Here is a 14778-nt window from a genome sequence, read left to right as displayed (position 1 = left end):
TTTCGTGACCATGACGGAACACTCCGAAGATCTCGAACAGGGCCTTACGAGTGCCACCGAGGCGCGCGGTCTCGAGGCGTTGATCTCGCGCGCCACCCGCGCCGGCAAGGGTGCGGCGCCGGTCGAACGCTGGAATCCCGACTTCTGCGGCGATCTCGACATGGAGATCAAGGCCGATGGCACCTGGTTCTATCTGGGCACGCCGATCGGGCGCATACCGCTGGTTCAGCTTTTCTCCTCGGTGCTGCGCAAGGATGCCGACGGCAGGACCTATCTGGTGACACCGGTGGAGCGAGTCGGCATTCGGGTCGCCGATGCGCCGTTCATTGCCGTCGAAATGGACGTTTCGGGCGACGGTGACGGGCAGGTCATCACCTTCCGCACCAATGTCGGCGACGTCGTCGAGGCCGGGCCGGAGCGGCCGCTGCGTTTCGTCGACGAGAACGGTACTGGCGGGCTGAAGCCCTATGTGCTGGTGCGGGGCCGGCTGGAGGCGTTGGTTGCGCGGCCGGTGATGTATGAGCTGGTCGGCCATGGCGAGGAGGTCGAGATCGGCGGCAAGACCATGTTCGCGGTGCGCTCGAAAAAGGCTGTGTTCCCGATCATGCCGGCGGACCAGTTGAAGCGGCTGAGCGCGTGATGGACCAGGTGTCTCCGGCGCCTTTTTCATCAGCGGATTTTCGCGCGCGCTTTGCCGCGCAGCCGGATGCGCATGCCAGCGATGACTATGGCGATCATCGCTTCAACCCCGGTCATCCACGCCTCAACCAGGGCAAGGCGCTGCGCAATGCCGCCGTGCTGATCCCGGTGGTCGACCACGAAGGCGATGCGACGGTTCTACTGACAAAACGGGCCGAAAAGCTGCGCAATCATTCGGGGCAGGTGGCCTTTCCCGGCGGCACCATCGATCAGACCGATCCAAGCCCGGAGGCGGCGGCGCTGCGCGAGACCTTCGAGGAGATCGGCCTTGGCCGCGATCACATCGAGATCATCGGCCGCATGCCCGACTATGTCGCCGGCAGCGGCTACCGCATCGCGCCGGTGCTGGGCATCGTGCGGCCGGGTTTCCAGCTGAGCTTGAACGCCGACGAAGTCGATGCCGCCTTCGAAGTTCCGCTGCGCTTCCTGATGGACCCGGCCAACCACAAGCGCGACAGCCGCATGTGGAACGATCTCGAATGGTTCTTCTACGACATGCCCTATGGCGACCGGCGCATCTGGGGCGTCACCGCCGGCATCATCCGTACCCTCTATGAAAGGCTCTATGCGTGAGCGTCACGATCGCGGGCAGGGCCGATTGGCTCGGCGACAAGCATCTGCAACGCCTGTTGGCCGCACTGAGCGAGGGCGGTGAAGAGGCGCGCGTTGCGGGCGGCGCCGTGCGCAACACGCTGATGGGCCAACTGGTCGCCGACATCGACATCGCCACCACCTGCTTGCCGCGGGAAACCATCCGCCGCGCCGAGGCGGGAGGTTTCAAGGCGGTGCCGACCGGCTTCGAGCACGGCACGATCACGGTGGTCGCCGGCGGCAAGCCCTATGAGGTCACCACGTTGCGAGCCGACATCGAGACTGACGGGCGGCGGGCCAAAGTGTCGTTCGGGCGCGATTGGAAGCTTGACGCCGAGAGGCGCGATTTCACCATCAATGCGCTCTATGCGGAGGCCGATGGCCGGGTTGTCGACCTTGTCGGCGGCATTGCCGACATCGAGGCTCGCCGGCTGCGCTTCATTGGCGATGCGGAAGCGCGCATCCGTGAGGACTATCTGCGCATCCTGCGCTTCTTCCGCTTCTTCGCCTGGTATGGCGACGGCCGGCCGGATGCCAATGGGCTGAAAGCCTGTGCCCGGCTGAAGGAAGGTCTGGCCCAGCTTTCGGCCGAGCGCATCTGGTCCGAATTGAAGAAGCTTTTGTCGGCGCCTGATCCCTCACGGGCGCTGCTCTGGATGCGGCAGGCTGGCGTCTTGACCGCCGCGCTGCCGGAAAGCGAGAAATGGGGCATCGATGCGATCCATGGGCTGGCCAAGGCCGAGAAAGATCTGGGCTGGGCGCCCGACCCGCTGCTGCGGCTGGAAGCGATCGTGCCGCCGGATGCCGCACGCATGAAGACGCTCGCCGAGCGGCTCAGATTTTCGACTGCCGAAGCGGATCGCCTGCGCCACTGGGCGCTTGCCACCGCTGTCGAGCCGAAGACGACCGAGGGCGAACTGGCGAAAAGGCTCTATCGCGGCGATCGGCAGGGATTTGTCGACCGCTTGCGCCTGTCGCTGGCTGCGGCCCGCGTTCGTGCTGTCGACGACAATGACGCGCTGCTTGAAGCGGGCGGCTTCTCGCGCTTGCTGGCCTTCGCGCTCAAATGGAAAAAACCGGTGTTCCCGCTGAAAGGCGCCGATCTGACGGCGCTCGGTGCAACGCCAGGACCGAAGCTGGGCGAGATCCTCAAGAACCTCGAGGCGGAATGGATCGAAACGGGATTTGCGCCCGATCGCGGCGCACTGCTTGATCGCGCCGCGAAGGCACTGGAAACCTAGGCCTTGGCTCGAAGCCCGTGCTCCGTGACGGTCAAATGTCGTCGAACGAGCGAAACTACCTGATTGCCACGGGAGCCAGGGCGCGTGAAAGGCTCGCTTCGCCCTTGCCGTACGTGGAAGCACTATAGTTGACCAGGGTGTCGGTGCGAGCCGTATTGAGCAGATCGTTGGTGATCTGGGTCGGCGTGGCCTTGGTGAATTTGCTGCCTAGTATCGCCGCATATCCTGAAATGATCGGCGCTGCGAAGGAGGTGCCATATAGGCCTGTCTTGCTCCCATCGACGCCAACCACAAGAAAGTGGCTTTGCACGAGCGGGTCGGAGCCGGCATAGTTGGAGTACCAGGCAAGCTGGGCCTTGTTGGTTGTTGCGCCGTTCGTCGACAGGGCGCCGACGAAGATCGCAGAGGCTTTGCCAACCAGGGCGATATCGAGATAGTCCTGCTGACCGCCTGTTTCTCCGCCCACGGCAACCGAATCGTTGCCCGCCGCCTTCGAAACAACAGCCGACCCTTTGGTGGCATAGGAGATGATGGAGGCTTCCTCGGGGCTCCATCCGATCTGGTTCGGGCTGTAGCCCGCTTTGGCGTACATGCCATAGCTCAGATTGAGCACGTTCAGGCCAGGCGCCAGGCTGACGGCCGAGCTGGTTGAAAAGTCCTTCGACCTGATGGTCGCCAAGGGCGCGATCATGCCAGCTTCCTCGCGCGTCCATTCACCGTGGCGCTGGGTTTGAACCCCGACACCGAAATTGCCCGAGAAGCGCGATGTACTAGAGAAATCGTCGACAATGGTAATCGTGACGCCCTTGCCCTTGTACCCCGCGGCCCATGCCGCGCCGACGTCGGGGCTCATCCACCCCTGCACCGCTTGTGTGGTCGCAGCCGGTATCGTTGCACTCGCGCATGTGGACCGGCCGCCGCCGTGACACAGCGCGGCCATCTCATCCGCATTGACCGCCTCCTGTGCCGAAGCCATCGGCGCCGACAGGGTGGTGAGAGCCGCAACGAAAACGAATTTCAAGCAACTACCGGACATGCTCTTACTCCGTTCAAACAGGAACCAGGACGGGCGAACGCGAATTTCGGGATGGGATGATTTTCTCATTTGCATCCTCCCCGGCGATCAGAAAGTAACACGGTAATTCAGCCAGAGGTGCTGGCTCTCCGGTTTAGCGTTAACCAGATATTTCAAAGTTTCCTCTGGCGCCATCTCGCTGGCCGCGAGCCGGCAATTGACGCTGTAGGTACCCAAATCGCCGTAGTTCGCTTCGCATGGCTTTTCGGTGAGCTTGCCGCCGAGGGTGGTGGTGAGCGACAAGGAAAGAGTACTGTTCGGACCCGGATGCATCTGCGTGAGGAAGCCCAGCTTCAGGCTGGGCTCGATGCGATATTTCTCACCTTCTTCTCCGGTGCCAAATCCCCAGAGGATGCCGGTGTCTTCCGTGATCTGGGTCAAAAGTTCGACGTGCATGTCGACCCAGCTTGCGTGGTACCATTGGTTGAACGATATCCGGCTTCCGTCCTGCAGTTCATAACCGCCGCCGCCAAGGTCGTGCGCGCGATCGCTGAGCGGCGAGCCTTGGTGGAGGTCGACCAGCGATGTGGTCACTTCCTGGGCTATCGCCGGATACGCTGAAAGGAGCCCGTACAGCAGGAGCGCCGTCGTGCGAAGACTCACTCGATTGCCGGACTTTTCGCGCATGCGCGAAACACCTCGCCCCACCGATCCCGGACCAGTGCCTGGTGGCGACGGGCTTCTCTTGCAGCCCCACTGTAGCCGGATTATCTGCCCGACAGTGGCATGGGTTCGGTTACCGCAGGGTTTATTTTAGCCGAGGAAAATATAATTCTTTGACCTGCGCGATCTGGCCGGCAGGACGTCCGCGATGGCGCTTTTCAACCAATCTTGAGGCGCCAACGCGGCTCGTTTGGTGTTGTGGATGAATCCGAGCGGCAAAGACTAGGCCGCGTCGCGGGTCTTTTCGATGCGCGAGCGGATCGCCTCGATCATCGTTTCACGGATAACCGTCTCGCCATGCGTTTCGCGCATGTGCTCGACGACACGACGCATGACCTCGGCCTCCTCGTCGGCACGCGTGTGCCAGTCACAGCCGGGCACGAGCGACCCGCAGTGAAATTCCTTCATGCGATTTCTCCTTTTCCTCCGTGGAGCCCGATCGAGGCTCCGGCACTTTCCTGGCTCATGGTCCGATTTCAGGGTTGAATCCGTGGAGCCGCGAGCGGGTGGAAAGCATAACACAGATGGGGTGGTATCGGTTGCCGTCAACGGCAAAAAGGGCGAAACAGCTCTGCTCCGCCCTTTCGCGCTAGCCCGAAGCAGGACCAGACATCATCATCTTGCCCTGCTTTGGCAGGCCATCACTTCGCGATCTTGACGGCCTCGGCGACTTTTTTCTTGCCGCTCATCTCCCATGAGACGCGGACCTTTTCACCGACCTGCAGGCCAGGATCCTTGAAGGTCTTGGGAAGCGTAAAGGACGATCCGTCATCGAGGACAAGGCTCATGGCCGTTGCGTCAAAGGTCTTGATCGTGCCGGTGGTGTGCTTGATGGCGGCGAACGCCACCGAACCGGAAGCGAGAAGGGCAGCGGCGGCAGCCGAAACAATGATCTTGCGCATTGTGAAGTACTCCTGAAGGGCGGGTATCCTTTTGACGAATGTGTCCCGCATCGTCTGGGCCGTCCGGTCGCGTCGGGTCGCGGCTCGCTTGTTTTGAGGCAATTCCGAACGGAAAATCGTTTAACGCTTTCCTGGAATTGCGCTCAGGCGAACCGCCGGCGCTTCCCGACCCGGCGCAACAAATAGACCAGCCTTTTCAAGAGCCTATTAGACGAAAAATAAATTTTCGCCGCACCTCATGCCACATTCGACGCCGCATTTCGAGCGAATGGGACATCAATGCGGCTCACGCCGCGCTCACCATTTTGTTACGGCCAGCGGACCTCAGGTGGAAGGCTGGAGAGGATCGCTTCGACATTGCCGCCGGTCTTCAGGCCGAAGATGGTGCCGCGATCGTGAAGCAGGTTGAATTCGACGTAGCGGCCGCGGCGGATGAGCTGCTCGTCGCGATCACCGTCGGTCCAGTTCTCGTTGAAGTTGGCGCGCACGAGGTGGCCGTAGACGACGAGAAAAGAGCGGCCGACATCCTGGACGAAGTTGAAGTCGGCATTCCAGCCGCCTCTGTCCTCGCCCGAATGCAGCCAGTCGAAGAAGATGCCGCCGGTGCCGCGCGGTTCGTTGCGGTGCGGAAGATAGAAGTACTCGTCGCACCAGGCCTTGAATTTCGGGTAGTCGGCGACGCCGGCATTCTTCTCGCAAGCGAACTGCATGGCGCGATGGAAGGCGACGGTATCGGGATCGTCCTGTGTGCGGCGGCGCTCGAGAACCGGCGTCAGATCGGCGCCGCCGCCGAACCATTGGCTGGATGTGACCACCATGCGCGTGTTCATGTGCACGGCGGGAACATTGGGATTCCAGGGATGGGCGATCAGCGAAATGCCGGATGCCCAAAAGCGCGGATCTTCCTCGGCGCCGGGCATCTGCTTCCTGAATTCGGGCGAGAACTCGCCGTAAACCGTCGAGGTATGAACGCCGACCTTCTCGAAGACGCGGCCGTACATCATCGACATGGTGCCGCCACCGCCGCGGCCCTCGTCGCGTTCCCAGGGCGTCTTTTCGAAACGGCCTGGCGACCACGAGGCCAGCGGACCGCCAAGATCTTGTTCGATCTGTTCAAGCCCGGCGCAGATGCGTTCGCGCAATGCCTCGAACCACAGGCGCGCCTTCATCTTCTTCTGCTCGATGTCGGCGGGCAGGCCAGCCGGTATTTCAGGTCGTTCCAAGTGCCGTCTCCGGTTGCGGGGGCGATGAGCCCTACAAATGACTCGTCTTTTGCCGGCGCGATCCCTAATCTCTTAAGGGCAAGGGTCAAGTGTCATTAAGGTGCAAGGAGTCGTTTCGTGCGCACCCCGGCAAGACCACCGCTGGATGGCCTGAAGAAGCGGCTGGACCAAAGCCGGGCCGAACGCGCACGCATGCCGCGCGACGGTTTCCTGCGCGAGACCTTCGTCCTGCCGCGCTCCGATGCGCGGCTCAAAGCCAAGGAATGGTTCGATCGCTTTCCCAAGCAGGCCTACTGGACCGAGATCGAAAGCTGGTTCGAGCGGCCGGGCGATGTGATCGAGTTCACCATCAGGCGGTTGCCGGCGGCGGACTGAGGAATGTCACGAGAAAAATAGGTCGCGCAATCTTGGAGAATCCAGGATCAGGTTCTCGCCAAGTAGCTTGCCGAATTTTTCAAAGCCCATTTTCCGCGCCTCATCGAAGCTCACGGACGTGTAGAGCGTTGGCATGCCGCCGGAGTCGACCCGATAGATCGTAATGAGCTGTGTCTCTTCTTCTGGTTGGATAAGATGTCCCAGCACAGATGTTTCCTTCCATATCGCCTCATAGTCGCATTGCTTCCATTCAGGTCGCTACTAGCCTTCTCGCGCCCGTCCCCTCCCTTGCCAGCCGGTCGCCTTTGTTTCGCAGCGGGCATTTGTCGATCGACATGCAGCCGCAGCCGATGCAGTCGGTCAGACCGTCGCGCAGTTTCTTCAGCTGGGCGATCTTGCGGTCGAGCCCGTCGCGCCAGGCGGTCGACAGCAGGTTCCAGTCATCGCGCGTCGGTGTGCGACCCTCGGGCAGCGACGCAAGGGCGATGCCGATCTCGGCCAGTGAGATACCGACCTCTTGCGCCACCTTGATGATCGCCACGCGCCGCAGCACGTCGCGGCCGTAGCGGCGCTGGTTGCCTGACGTGCGGTGGCTGCGGATCAGCCCGCGGGCCTCGTAGAAATGCAGCGCCGACACAGCCACCCCGCTGCGCATGGCCAGTTGGCCGACCGTCAGTTCCGTTATCGGTGCCATCCCTCTTTCTCCGTTCCGATTTTTTTGGCTTGACCTCAAGTTAAGTTGAGCTTGTAGCGAAGAAACCCGGGATCTGCAAACGAAGGAGAAGGCGATGTGCGCCTGGGTCAAGATGACGGGAGACGGAGTGCCGTTATCCGAGTTGCCGGATGGCTTCACCCGCCACCATGGCGACGGAAAGCGCGACGTTGATGCTGCGCGCAGCGCCCTGCATGGGAATGGTCAATTGCGCATCCGCCGCTTGATGGACAAGATCCGGAACGCCTGCGGATTCGCGGCCGAACAGAAGAATGTCGCCATCGCCGAACGCGAAGCTGGTGTAAGGGGTCGTGGCTTTGGTAGACAGCAGCACCAGCCGGCACGCGCGGGCTTTGCGCCAGTCCTCGAAGGCGTACCAGTCGACATGCCGGGTCAGAGCAGCCATTTCGAGGTAATCCATGCCGGCTCGCTTGAGCGTTTTGTCGGAGAGCGGAAAGCCGGCCGGTTCGATGATGTCGACGCCGAGCCCGAGGCAAGCGGCGAAACGCAGGGTTGTCCCGGTGTTGCCGGCGATATCCGGCTGGTAGAGCGCGATGCGGAGACGACAGTTCATTTCCGCGTCCTTCTAATAAGTGGCAGATCGGCCACAGAGGGCTCGCGGTTTTGGAAAATGCTGGACCTGCGGGTGGCCATTTTCTGCGAAGTCGGGTATGTCAGCTCCATTGTCAACCCGAACCGATGGAGGGGTAATTCATGATGACCATGCACACTCAGCGCCCCTCTCGTGGGCTTACCTGCCTGCTGGCGGCTTCGGTACGACAATTCTCCTGACTCTCTAAGACTTGATCGCACCGATTCCCGCCGAAACGATTTTTCGGCTCTCGAAGGAATCCTGCGATGTTTTTCAAAAAGTCAAAAGGGCTGAACGCCCCACCTGAACCTGTCCGGACCGATGCTGTCCGTCGTGTCCAGACCGATGCTTATCGTGTCCGGACCGATGCTTATCGTGTCCAGACCGATCCAATGCGTGCCTCCGGCCGAATGCCGGCGGACGATGTTGCTTCGCCTTTTTATCTCGATTTTCACACGGAGGACGGACCGATGTTCGATCCCTACAGAATACCGGGCTCAAGAAGCCTGCATATCCACCGACTGCCGACCTGGGCGCTGCTCATCGGCGAGACCTATTCGTCGGCGGTTCACGCCGAAGTCCGCCGCCGGCCGCATCGCGGCATGCTGCCGGATGTCGATTTCTCGCGCGCGGTTCCCGACCACAGCCGGTCGTCGCTGGTGCGCCGGATCATCCGGCTGATCAGGCCTGGCGCGAAAGTCCGGATCGTGAACAGTGCGCCATCAGGATCGTCAGGCGCACCTGTCGGTGAAAAGCCCGCGAGTCCCTATATTGCGCGAAGCAAGGCCGACGGTACGGATGATTACGGACCGTCGGCCCTCGGCGCCATTCGTTCTGCGGACCTTGTACGTTCGCGCGCCGCATAAGCGGAAAGCAGATTTCATGAGCATGACCTATGTTGTTGTTTAGCTGGTTTGAAAGACGGCTCGATCCGTTCCCCGCGGCGGAACCGGTCGAGCCGCCCAGGACGCTGGTGGCCTTCTGCGTGCATTATACGCGCGGTGCCTGGCCCTACATCCTTCTCGACGCGGTGCTGGTGACGGCCATCGCGATCGCGGAAGTGTGGATGTTCGGCTTCCTCGGCCGCATCGTCGACTGGCTGTCGGGGCAGAATCGCGAAACCTTCCTGCAGACGGAAGCCTGGAAGCTCGCCGGCATGGCCTTCATCGTGCTGTTCGCGTTGCCGGGCACGGTATGGCTGCATTCGCTTCTCAACCAGCAGACATTGATGGGCAACTATCCCATGCGCATCCGCTGGCAGGTGCATCGCTACCTGCTCAAGCAGTCGATGAGCTTCTACCAGGACGAGTTCGCCGGCCGCATAGCGACCAAGCTGATGCAGACCGCGCTCGCCGTGCGCGAATGCGTCATCAAGTTGATCGACGTCCTGAACTACGTCATCGTCTATTTTCTTGGCATGCTGTTCATCGTCGGTTCGGCCGACTGGCGGCTGGCGTCGCCGCTCGGCGTCTGGCTGGTCGGCTACGTCCTGTTGCTGCGCTATTTCATTCCGAAGCTGGGCAAGGTCGGCGAGGAGCAGGCCAATGCGCGCTCGACCATGACCGGGCGTGTCGTCGACAGCTACTCCAACATCCAGACGGTCAAGCTGTTCAGCCATGCACGCCGCGAGGCTTCGTTTGCGCGGGAAGGCATGGCCGGCTTCCTCCAGACCGTCTATCGGTCGATGCGGCTGGTGACGGTGCTTTTCGGCCTGCTCTACATCATGAATTCGCTGCTCTTGTTTTCGGTCACGGCGATGGCGCTGTGGCTGTGGCTCGGGCAGTCGGTCACGATCGGCGCTGTCGCCGTGGTCATCGGACTCGTGCTCAGGCTGTGGGGCATGTCGCAATGGATCATGTGGGAAATGTCGGGCCTGTTCGAGAATATCGGCACGGTGCAGGACGGCATCGCCTCGATCTCGTTGCCGCGTCTGGTCGAGGACAGGCCGGGCGCCAAGGACATCGCCGTCTCCAAGGGCGAGATCCGCTTCGAGAATATCCGCTTCCATTATGGCAAGCGGAAAGGGGTGATCGAGGACCTGTCGCTGGCGGTGAAGCCGGGAGAAAAGGTCGGTATCGTCGGCCGCTCGGGCGCCGGCAAGTCGACGCTGGTCAATCTCCTGCTGCGTTTCTACGACCTGGAGAGCGGAAAGATCCTGATCGACGGCCAAGAGATCGCCGGTGTGACGCAGGATTCGCTGCGCGCCCAGATCGGCATGGTCACGCAGGACACCTCGCTGCTGCATCGTTCCGTGCGCGAGAACATCCTCTATGGCCGGCCCGACGCCGCGGAAGAAATGCTTGTCGAGGCAGCGCGGCGCGCCGAGGCGCTGGATTTCATATCAGGGCTTTCGGACGCCAGCGACCGCAAGGGCTTCGATGCCCATGTCGGCGATCGCGGTGTCAAATTGTCCGGTGGCCAGCGGCAACGCATCGCAATTGCTCGCGTTATGTTGAAAGACGCGCCCATACTTATCCTTGACGAGGCCACCTCGGCGCTTGATTCCGAAGCCGAGGCGGCAATCCAGGAGAATCTCTACAAGCTTATGCAAGGCAAGACCGTCATCGCCATCGCGCACCGGCTGTCGACCATCGCGGCGATGGACAGGCTGGTGGTGATGGACAAGGGCCGCGTCATCGAGGAAGGTTCGCACGACGAACTCGTCGCCAAGGGCGGGCTCTACACGCAGCTCTGGCAGCGCCAGTCGGGCGGGTTCCTGCTCGAGGACGGTCCGGCCGACGCCGCCCCAGCTGACGCCGCAAATGACGCACTTGCAAAGGGCCAAGCTGCCGAATGATGACTGCCGTCTATCGCTGGTTCGAGAACTGGGTCTATCCGTTCAGGGAGCCAGCGAATCTTCGGCCACCGACCAGCGTCGGCGGCTTTCTCTGGCACTATGTCGGCCAGGCGAAGTTCGCCTTCTTCGCCATGCTGGCCATCGGCGGCATCGCGCCGCTGGTGGAGGCCGGCCTGTTCTACTTCGTCGGGCGGCTGGTCGATATTCTCGACCAGCTTCCGGCCGAGCGCAGCTGGCATGCCTTGCGGAATGCCGCCGGCCCTGAACTGCTGTTCATGATCGCGGTGGTGCTGGTCATCCGCACCATCGTCGTCGGCCTGTCGGCGCTGGTCGACGAACAGACGATCACGCCCGGCTTCTACAATCTGGTGCGCTGGCAGGCGCACAGGCATGTGTCGCGCCAGTCCTACGCCTTCTTCCAGAACGATTTTGCCGGCCGCATTGCCACCAAGGTCTGGCAGGCAGGCCAGGCGACCGGCGACCTGATGGAAAGCTTCATCGAGGTCGTCTGGTTCATGATCGTCTACACGGTGACGACGCTGGCGCTGGTCGCCGGCCTCGATCTCAGGCTGGCGGTGCTGGTGGTGATCTGGATTTCCGCCTTCGGCTGGCTGGCCAAGCTCTATCTGCCGGCGATCCGCAAGCACGCGGAGGAAACCGCCGAAGCCGGCTCGATGATCACTGGCCGCATCGTCGATTCCTATTCCAACGTGCAGACGCTGAAACTGTTCTCGGCCGACGGCGACGACCGCTACATCAAAAACGGCTTCGACATCTATCTCGACGCGCTGCGCCCCTTCACCCGCCGGCTGACCGGCGTGCGAATGGCGCTGACGACGCTGTCGGGCACTATGATCACGGCAATCGGCTGCTTTGCCGTCTATCTCTGGGTCGAAGGCTCGATCACCGTCGGCGCGGTCGCTTTCACGCTGTCGCTGGTGCTGCGGCTCAACATGCTGCTCGGGCGGCTGATGATGCAGCTTAACAGCATATTGCGAAACCTCGGCGTGCTGGAAAATTCCAAGGCATTGATCTCGCAGCCGCTCGGCCTGGTCGATGCACCCGACGCGAAGGAACTCGTGGTGGCCGGCGGTCGCATCGAGGTGAAGAACGTCGAGTTCCATTACGGCAAAGGATCCGGCGTGCTTAACGGCATCGACCTTACGGTGCGGCCGGGCGAAAAGGTCGGGCTGGTCGGGCCGTCGGGCGCCGGCAAGACGACGCTCGCCAATTTGATCCTGCGGCTCTACGACCTGGAAGGCGGGTGGATCACCATCGACGGTCAGAACGTTTCTGAGGTCACCCAGAATTCGCTGCGCGCCAATATCGGCGTCGTCAGCCAGGACACGACCCTGTTCCACCGTTCGCTGCGCGACAACATCAAGCTCGGCATGCCTGGCGCGACCGAGACGCAAGTGATCGCGGCGGCAAAGAAGGCCGAGGCGCACGAGTTCATCCTGGGCCTGCGCGACAATAGGGATCGTGTCGGCTACGAGGCCTTCGTCGGCGAGCGCGGTGTCAAACTATCGGGCGGCCAGCGCCAACGCGTGGCGATCGCCCGCGTCTTTCTCAAGGACGCGCCGATCCTGATTCTCGATGAAGCAACCTCGGCGCTCGATTCCGACATCGAGGCGGCGATCCAGGAGAATCTCACGCGGCTGATGGAGAACAAGACGGTCATCGCCATCGCCCACCGGCTGTCGACGATCGCCGCACTCGACCGGTTGGTGGTGCTCGACGGTGGCCGCATCGTCGAACAAGGCACGCATGACCAGCTGGTGGCGTTCGATGGGCTCTATGCGCGGCTGTGGAAACGCCAGTCCGGCGGTTTTCTCTATAACGAGGACAGCATGCTCGAAGAGACACGCCCGGCGGAGTAGCTCCATGGTTGGATCTGCGGACCCAGAGATCGGCCCCGGGGTGAGCTATGTGCTCAAGCGGCTCCGGCCAACCACCGCGGCCTTCGATACGCTGAAGCAGGAAAGCCGGCTGGAAGGCTACTGGATGCTGGTGCGCCTGGGAGATGGCTGGGCAAGCGGCCGCAATAAGTTCCTGAGGCGCGGCGAGGCGCTGTACGGCGCCTGGAATGGCCGGGAACTCGTCGGTGTTTGTGGGCTCAATATCGATCCTTATTTCGAGCGCGGGGACAAAGGCAGGGTTCGGCACCTGTTCGTCAGTGCGCGTCACCGTCGCACCGGCCTCGGCCGCATGCTGGTCGAGACCGTCGTCGACAGGGCGCGTCGCCATTTCGCCGTGCTGAACACACGCGCGCCGCACGAAGCCTTCGGTTTCTATGAACGGCTTGGCTTTCTGCGCGTGGAAGGCGAAGAATTCGTCACCCACCACATGATTTTCAGGAAAGGAGGCTGAAATGTCCTTGCGTCCGCCATCTCATCTTGCCGGCGCCTCGGCTGCCGAGGTCGCCTTCGACGCCCTTGGCCATGAAATTCTGGCGGAAAAGGCGGCCGCACTCGGCCGTGCCGGCCAACGGGTCGAGGAAACACTGGCCAGGCTGCGCGACAATGCTGACGAACAACTGCGCCCCCGGCTGCTCAAGGATGCCGCCGAGGCGGTGCACGGCTATTTCATCCAGCGCGAACTGTGCGGATTGCGTAGGCATGACGCCGTCATCCGCGAATACAACATCCCGAGGGCCGTGCTTGCGAGGCTCGGCGCCAAATAAGAATTACTCAAGCCATTCGGTAATGAAGCTGCCGTTCTCGTGGATGTCGGTCGTCTCCAGCGGGCCTGGGCCGAGATTGGTGAATTTGTGCGGCGTGTTGGGCGGCACGATCAGGATCTGGCCGGAGGAGGCTTCGATCTCCTTGTCGCCGACCGTGAACAGTCCGGTGCCCTGACGGATGATGAATATCTCTGCGTAGGGATGCGTGTGCAGCCGAGGACCGCCGCCGACATCGGGCAGGTAGTTGAAGATCAGGCAGGAGTTGGAGCCGTAGGCGCCGCATTGCAGTTCGCCCTTCCAGCGGTCGGAGCGAACGGCCCAGGTGTCGCGGTCTATCACGTGTGCCATGATGGTAAGGATAGACCCGGCTGGCGCCTTGCGTCGAGGCGCACAAGGGCATCGGATTTGCGGTTGTTTCCCTGCTGCTTAGCGATGTTTGACGGCTATCCGGCGTCGCATTGCCCGGCGGCGGATTTTGTCCCCGCGACAATCTGCCCTTGTGCCTTGATCCGTCTGGACAAAAACGGGCTTCACGCATAAACCGAGGTCCAAATGCCGGAGGAATTCGCAAGCCTGTTCGCCATGCGCTGTCGGGTTGGCGTAATTGAGCGGGGAAAAAGGCTCAGCCACCGGCACGGAAGAGGCGAAAGGATCAGGCACCCGTGAGCGCAACCGACACCCAGGATCCCAACCGTCGTGATTTTCTCTACGTCGCCACCGGCATGGCCGCAGTGGTCGGCGCGGGTGCATTCGCGTGGCCGTTCATCGACCAGATGCGCCCCGATGCCTCGACGCTGGCGCTCGCATCGGTCGAGGTCGACGTCGCCTCGCTGACGCCGGGCATGTCGCTGATCGTCAAGTGGCGCGGCAAGCCCGTCGTGGTGCGCAACCGCACCGAACAGGAAATGAAGGACGGCGAGGCGGTCAAGCTGGCCGATCTCAAGGACCCGATCGCGCGCAACGCCAATCTGCCGGCCGACGCACCGGCGACCGATGCCAACCGCACCACGCCCGGCAAGGAAGCCTGGATGGTGATGGTTCAGGTCTGCACGCATCTGGGCTGCATTCCGCTCGGCCAGGAAGGCGATTTCGGCGGCTGGTTCTGCCCGTGCCACGGATCGCAATACGATACCGCCGGACGCATCCGCAAAGGCCCGGCCCCGGAGAACATGGCGGTGCCGGTATTCAAGTTCATTTCCGATACCAAGATCCTTATCGGTTGAGG

General features: G+C 62.1%; 19 protein-coding genes. 10 read left to right on the top strand and 9 right to left on the bottom strand.

Annotated elements, in window-relative coordinates; all coding sequences use genetic code 11:
• The first annotated feature begins 10 nt into the window (after nt 1-10).
• The 3 genes from NKJ90_RS22330 to NKJ90_RS22320 are packed head-to-tail and all read left to right on the top strand — an operon-like array spanning nt 11 to nt 2531.
• Nucleotides 11-640 (top strand): DUF1285 domain-containing protein, encoded by a 630-nt coding sequence (locus tag NKJ90_RS22330; protein ID WP_023760703.1) that lies wholly within the window; start codon nt 11-13, stop codon nt 638-640.
• Entirely contained in the window at nt 640-1272 is a 633-nt protein-coding gene (locus tag NKJ90_RS22325) for a CoA pyrophosphatase (protein ID WP_023760704.1), read from the top strand. The genes NKJ90_RS22330 and NKJ90_RS22325 overlap by 1 nt, the downstream gene beginning before the upstream one ends.
• Nucleotides 1269-2531, top strand: a complete 1263-nt coding sequence (locus tag NKJ90_RS22320) for a CCA tRNA nucleotidyltransferase (RefSeq protein ID WP_023760705.1) — start codon at nt 1269-1271, stop codon at nt 2529-2531. Before NKJ90_RS22325 ends, NKJ90_RS22320 begins: the two co-directional genes overlap by 4 nt.
• Nucleotides 2532-2586: 55 nt before the next feature.
• Here the strand turns inward: NKJ90_RS22320 and NKJ90_RS22315 are convergent, their stop codons facing one another.
• The 5 genes from NKJ90_RS22315 to hemF form a co-directional block, all read right to left on the bottom strand.
• Nucleotides 2587-3642, bottom strand: a complete 1056-nt coding sequence (locus NKJ90_RS22315) for a S8 family serine peptidase (protein WP_352486782.1) — start codon at nt 3640-3642, stop codon at nt 2587-2589.
• 12 nt (nt 3643-3654) lie between these two features.
• Nucleotides 3655-4233 (bottom strand): hypothetical protein, encoded by a 579-nt coding sequence (locus NKJ90_RS22310; RefSeq protein WP_031260667.1) that lies wholly within the window; start codon nt 4231-4233, stop codon nt 3655-3657.
• Between the two features lie 258 nt (nt 4234-4491).
• Entirely contained in the window at nt 4492-4677 is a 186-nt protein-coding gene (locus tag NKJ90_RS22305) for a DUF1059 domain-containing protein (RefSeq protein ID WP_023760708.1), read from the bottom strand.
• Nucleotides 4678-4910: 233 nt separating this feature from the next.
• Nucleotides 4911-5171: a DUF1344 domain-containing protein gene (locus NKJ90_RS22300; protein ID WP_023760709.1), complete on the bottom strand. Its 261-nt coding sequence runs from the start codon at nt 5169-5171 to the stop codon at nt 4911-4913.
• 308 nt (nt 5172-5479) lie between these two features.
• Complete coding sequence (hemF, locus tag NKJ90_RS22295; RefSeq protein ID WP_023760710.1) at nt 5480-6394, bottom strand: oxygen-dependent coproporphyrinogen oxidase; 915 nt, start codon at nt 6392-6394, stop codon at nt 5480-5482.
• 117 nt (nt 6395-6511) lie between these two features.
• On the opposite strand from hemF, the gene NKJ90_RS22290 reads away from it, so the two are divergent.
• Nucleotides 6512-6769 (top strand): hypothetical protein, encoded by a 258-nt coding sequence (locus NKJ90_RS22290; RefSeq protein WP_023760711.1) that lies wholly within the window; start codon nt 6512-6514, stop codon nt 6767-6769.
• 6 nt (nt 6770-6775) lie between these two features.
• On the opposite strand, the gene NKJ90_RS22285 is transcribed toward NKJ90_RS22290, so the two are convergent.
• The 3 genes from NKJ90_RS22285 to NKJ90_RS22275 form a co-directional block, all read right to left on the bottom strand.
• Nucleotides 6776-6976: a hypothetical protein gene (locus NKJ90_RS22285; protein WP_023760712.1), complete on the bottom strand. Its 201-nt coding sequence runs from the start codon at nt 6974-6976 to the stop codon at nt 6776-6778.
• Nucleotides 6977-7019: 43 nt separating this feature from the next.
• On the bottom strand, nt 7020-7463 hold the full coding sequence (gene soxR / locus NKJ90_RS22280; protein WP_023760713.1) for a redox-sensitive transcriptional activator SoxR: 444 nt from the start codon (nt 7461-7463) through the stop codon (nt 7020-7022).
• A gap of 133 nt (nt 7464-7596) precedes the next feature.
• Nucleotides 7597-8055: a tRNA (cytidine(34)-2'-O)-methyltransferase gene (locus tag NKJ90_RS22275; protein ID WP_023760714.1), complete on the bottom strand. Its 459-nt coding sequence runs from the start codon at nt 8053-8055 to the stop codon at nt 7597-7599.
• A gap of 488 nt (nt 8056-8543) precedes the next feature.
• Here NKJ90_RS22275 and NKJ90_RS22270 point away from each other — a divergent pair, with 488 nt between their 5' ends.
• Genes NKJ90_RS22270 through NKJ90_RS22250 form a run of 5 tightly spaced genes read left to right on the top strand, consistent with a single transcriptional unit; the run spans nt 8544 to nt 13553 of the window.
• A complete protein-coding gene (locus NKJ90_RS22270; protein ID WP_352486778.1) occupies nt 8544-8939 on the top strand; it encodes a hypothetical protein in 396 nt (131 codons plus the stop codon).
• 29 nt (nt 8940-8968) lie between these two features.
• On the top strand, nt 8969-10870 hold the full coding sequence (locus tag NKJ90_RS22265) for an ABC transporter ATP-binding protein (protein ID WP_352486776.1): 1902 nt from the start codon (nt 8969-8971) through the stop codon (nt 10868-10870).
• Entirely contained in the window at nt 10867-12750 is a 1884-nt protein-coding gene (locus tag NKJ90_RS22260) for an ABC transporter ATP-binding protein (protein WP_023760717.1), read from the top strand. The genes NKJ90_RS22265 and NKJ90_RS22260 overlap by 4 nt, the downstream gene beginning before the upstream one ends.
• A gap of 4 nt (nt 12751-12754) precedes the next feature.
• Nucleotides 12755-13240 carry a GNAT family N-acetyltransferase gene (locus NKJ90_RS22255; protein WP_023760718.1) on the top strand — a complete coding sequence of 162 codons (486 nt, stop codon included), beginning with the start codon at nt 12755-12757 and terminating at the stop codon, nt 13238-13240.
• Between the two features lies 1 nt (nt 13241).
• Nucleotides 13242-13553: a DUF6665 family protein gene (locus tag NKJ90_RS22250; RefSeq protein ID WP_023760719.1), complete on the top strand. Its 312-nt coding sequence runs from the start codon at nt 13242-13244 to the stop codon at nt 13551-13553.
• A gap of 3 nt (nt 13554-13556) precedes the next feature.
• On the opposite strand, the gene NKJ90_RS22245 is transcribed toward NKJ90_RS22250, so the two are convergent.
• On the bottom strand, nt 13557-13901 hold the full coding sequence (locus NKJ90_RS22245) for a cupin domain-containing protein (protein ID WP_023760720.1): 345 nt from the start codon (nt 13899-13901) through the stop codon (nt 13557-13559).
• A 314-nt stretch (nt 13902-14215) separates the two neighbouring features.
• On the opposite strand from NKJ90_RS22245, the gene petA reads away from it, so the two are divergent.
• Nucleotides 14216-14776 (top strand): ubiquinol-cytochrome c reductase iron-sulfur subunit, encoded by a 561-nt coding sequence (petA, locus tag NKJ90_RS22240; protein WP_013529984.1) that lies wholly within the window; start codon nt 14216-14218, stop codon nt 14774-14776.
• Nucleotides 14777-14778: the final 2 nt, after the last annotated feature.

This window comes from Mesorhizobium sp. M0051, assembly GCF_040323235.1.
GTDB lineage: Bacteria > Pseudomonadota > Alphaproteobacteria > Rhizobiales > Rhizobiaceae > Mesorhizobium.
This window is presented reverse-complemented; position numbering and strand designations above follow the sequence as displayed.

Excerpts from the sequence above, each read along its gene's own strand:
- NKJ90_RS22330 (WP_023760703.1), top strand. The coding sequence starts at position 11 with ATGACGGAACACTCCGAAGATCTCGAACAGGGCCTTACGAGTGCCACC.
- NKJ90_RS22325 (WP_023760704.1), top strand. The coding sequence starts at position 640 with ATGGACCAGGTGTCTCCGGCGCCTTTTTCATCAGCGGATTTTCGCGCG.
- NKJ90_RS22315 (WP_352486782.1), bottom strand. The coding sequence starts at position 3,642 with ATGCAAATGAGAAAATCATCCCATCCCGAAATTCGCGTTCGCCCGTCC.
- NKJ90_RS22310 (WP_031260667.1), bottom strand. The coding sequence starts at position 4,233 with ATGCGCGAAAAGTCCGGCAATCGAGTGAGTCTTCGCACGACGGCGCTC.
- NKJ90_RS22305 (WP_023760708.1), bottom strand. The coding sequence starts at position 4,677 with ATGAAGGAATTTCACTGCGGGTCGCTCGTGCCCGGCTGTGACTGGCAC.
- NKJ90_RS22300 (WP_023760709.1), bottom strand. The coding sequence starts at position 5,171 with ATGCGCAAGATCATTGTTTCGGCTGCCGCCGCTGCCCTTCTCGCTTCC.
- soxR (WP_023760713.1), bottom strand. The coding sequence starts at position 7,463 with ATGGCACCGATAACGGAACTGACGGTCGGCCAACTGGCCATGCGCAGC.
- NKJ90_RS22275 (WP_023760714.1), bottom strand. The coding sequence starts at position 8,055 with ATGAACTGTCGTCTCCGCATCGCGCTCTACCAGCCGGATATCGCCGGC.
- NKJ90_RS22270 (WP_352486778.1), top strand. The coding sequence starts at position 8,544 with ATGTTCGATCCCTACAGAATACCGGGCTCAAGAAGCCTGCATATCCAC.
- NKJ90_RS22265 (WP_352486776.1), top strand. The coding sequence starts at position 8,969 with ATGTTGTTGTTTAGCTGGTTTGAAAGACGGCTCGATCCGTTCCCCGCG.
- NKJ90_RS22260 (WP_023760717.1), top strand. The coding sequence starts at position 10,867 with ATGATGACTGCCGTCTATCGCTGGTTCGAGAACTGGGTCTATCCGTTC.
- NKJ90_RS22255 (WP_023760718.1), top strand. The coding sequence starts at position 12,755 with ATGGTTGGATCTGCGGACCCAGAGATCGGCCCCGGGGTGAGCTATGTG.
- NKJ90_RS22250 (WP_023760719.1), top strand. The coding sequence starts at position 13,242 with ATGTCCTTGCGTCCGCCATCTCATCTTGCCGGCGCCTCGGCTGCCGAG.
- NKJ90_RS22245 (WP_023760720.1), bottom strand. The coding sequence starts at position 13,901 with ATGGCACACGTGATAGACCGCGACACCTGGGCCGTTCGCTCCGACCGC.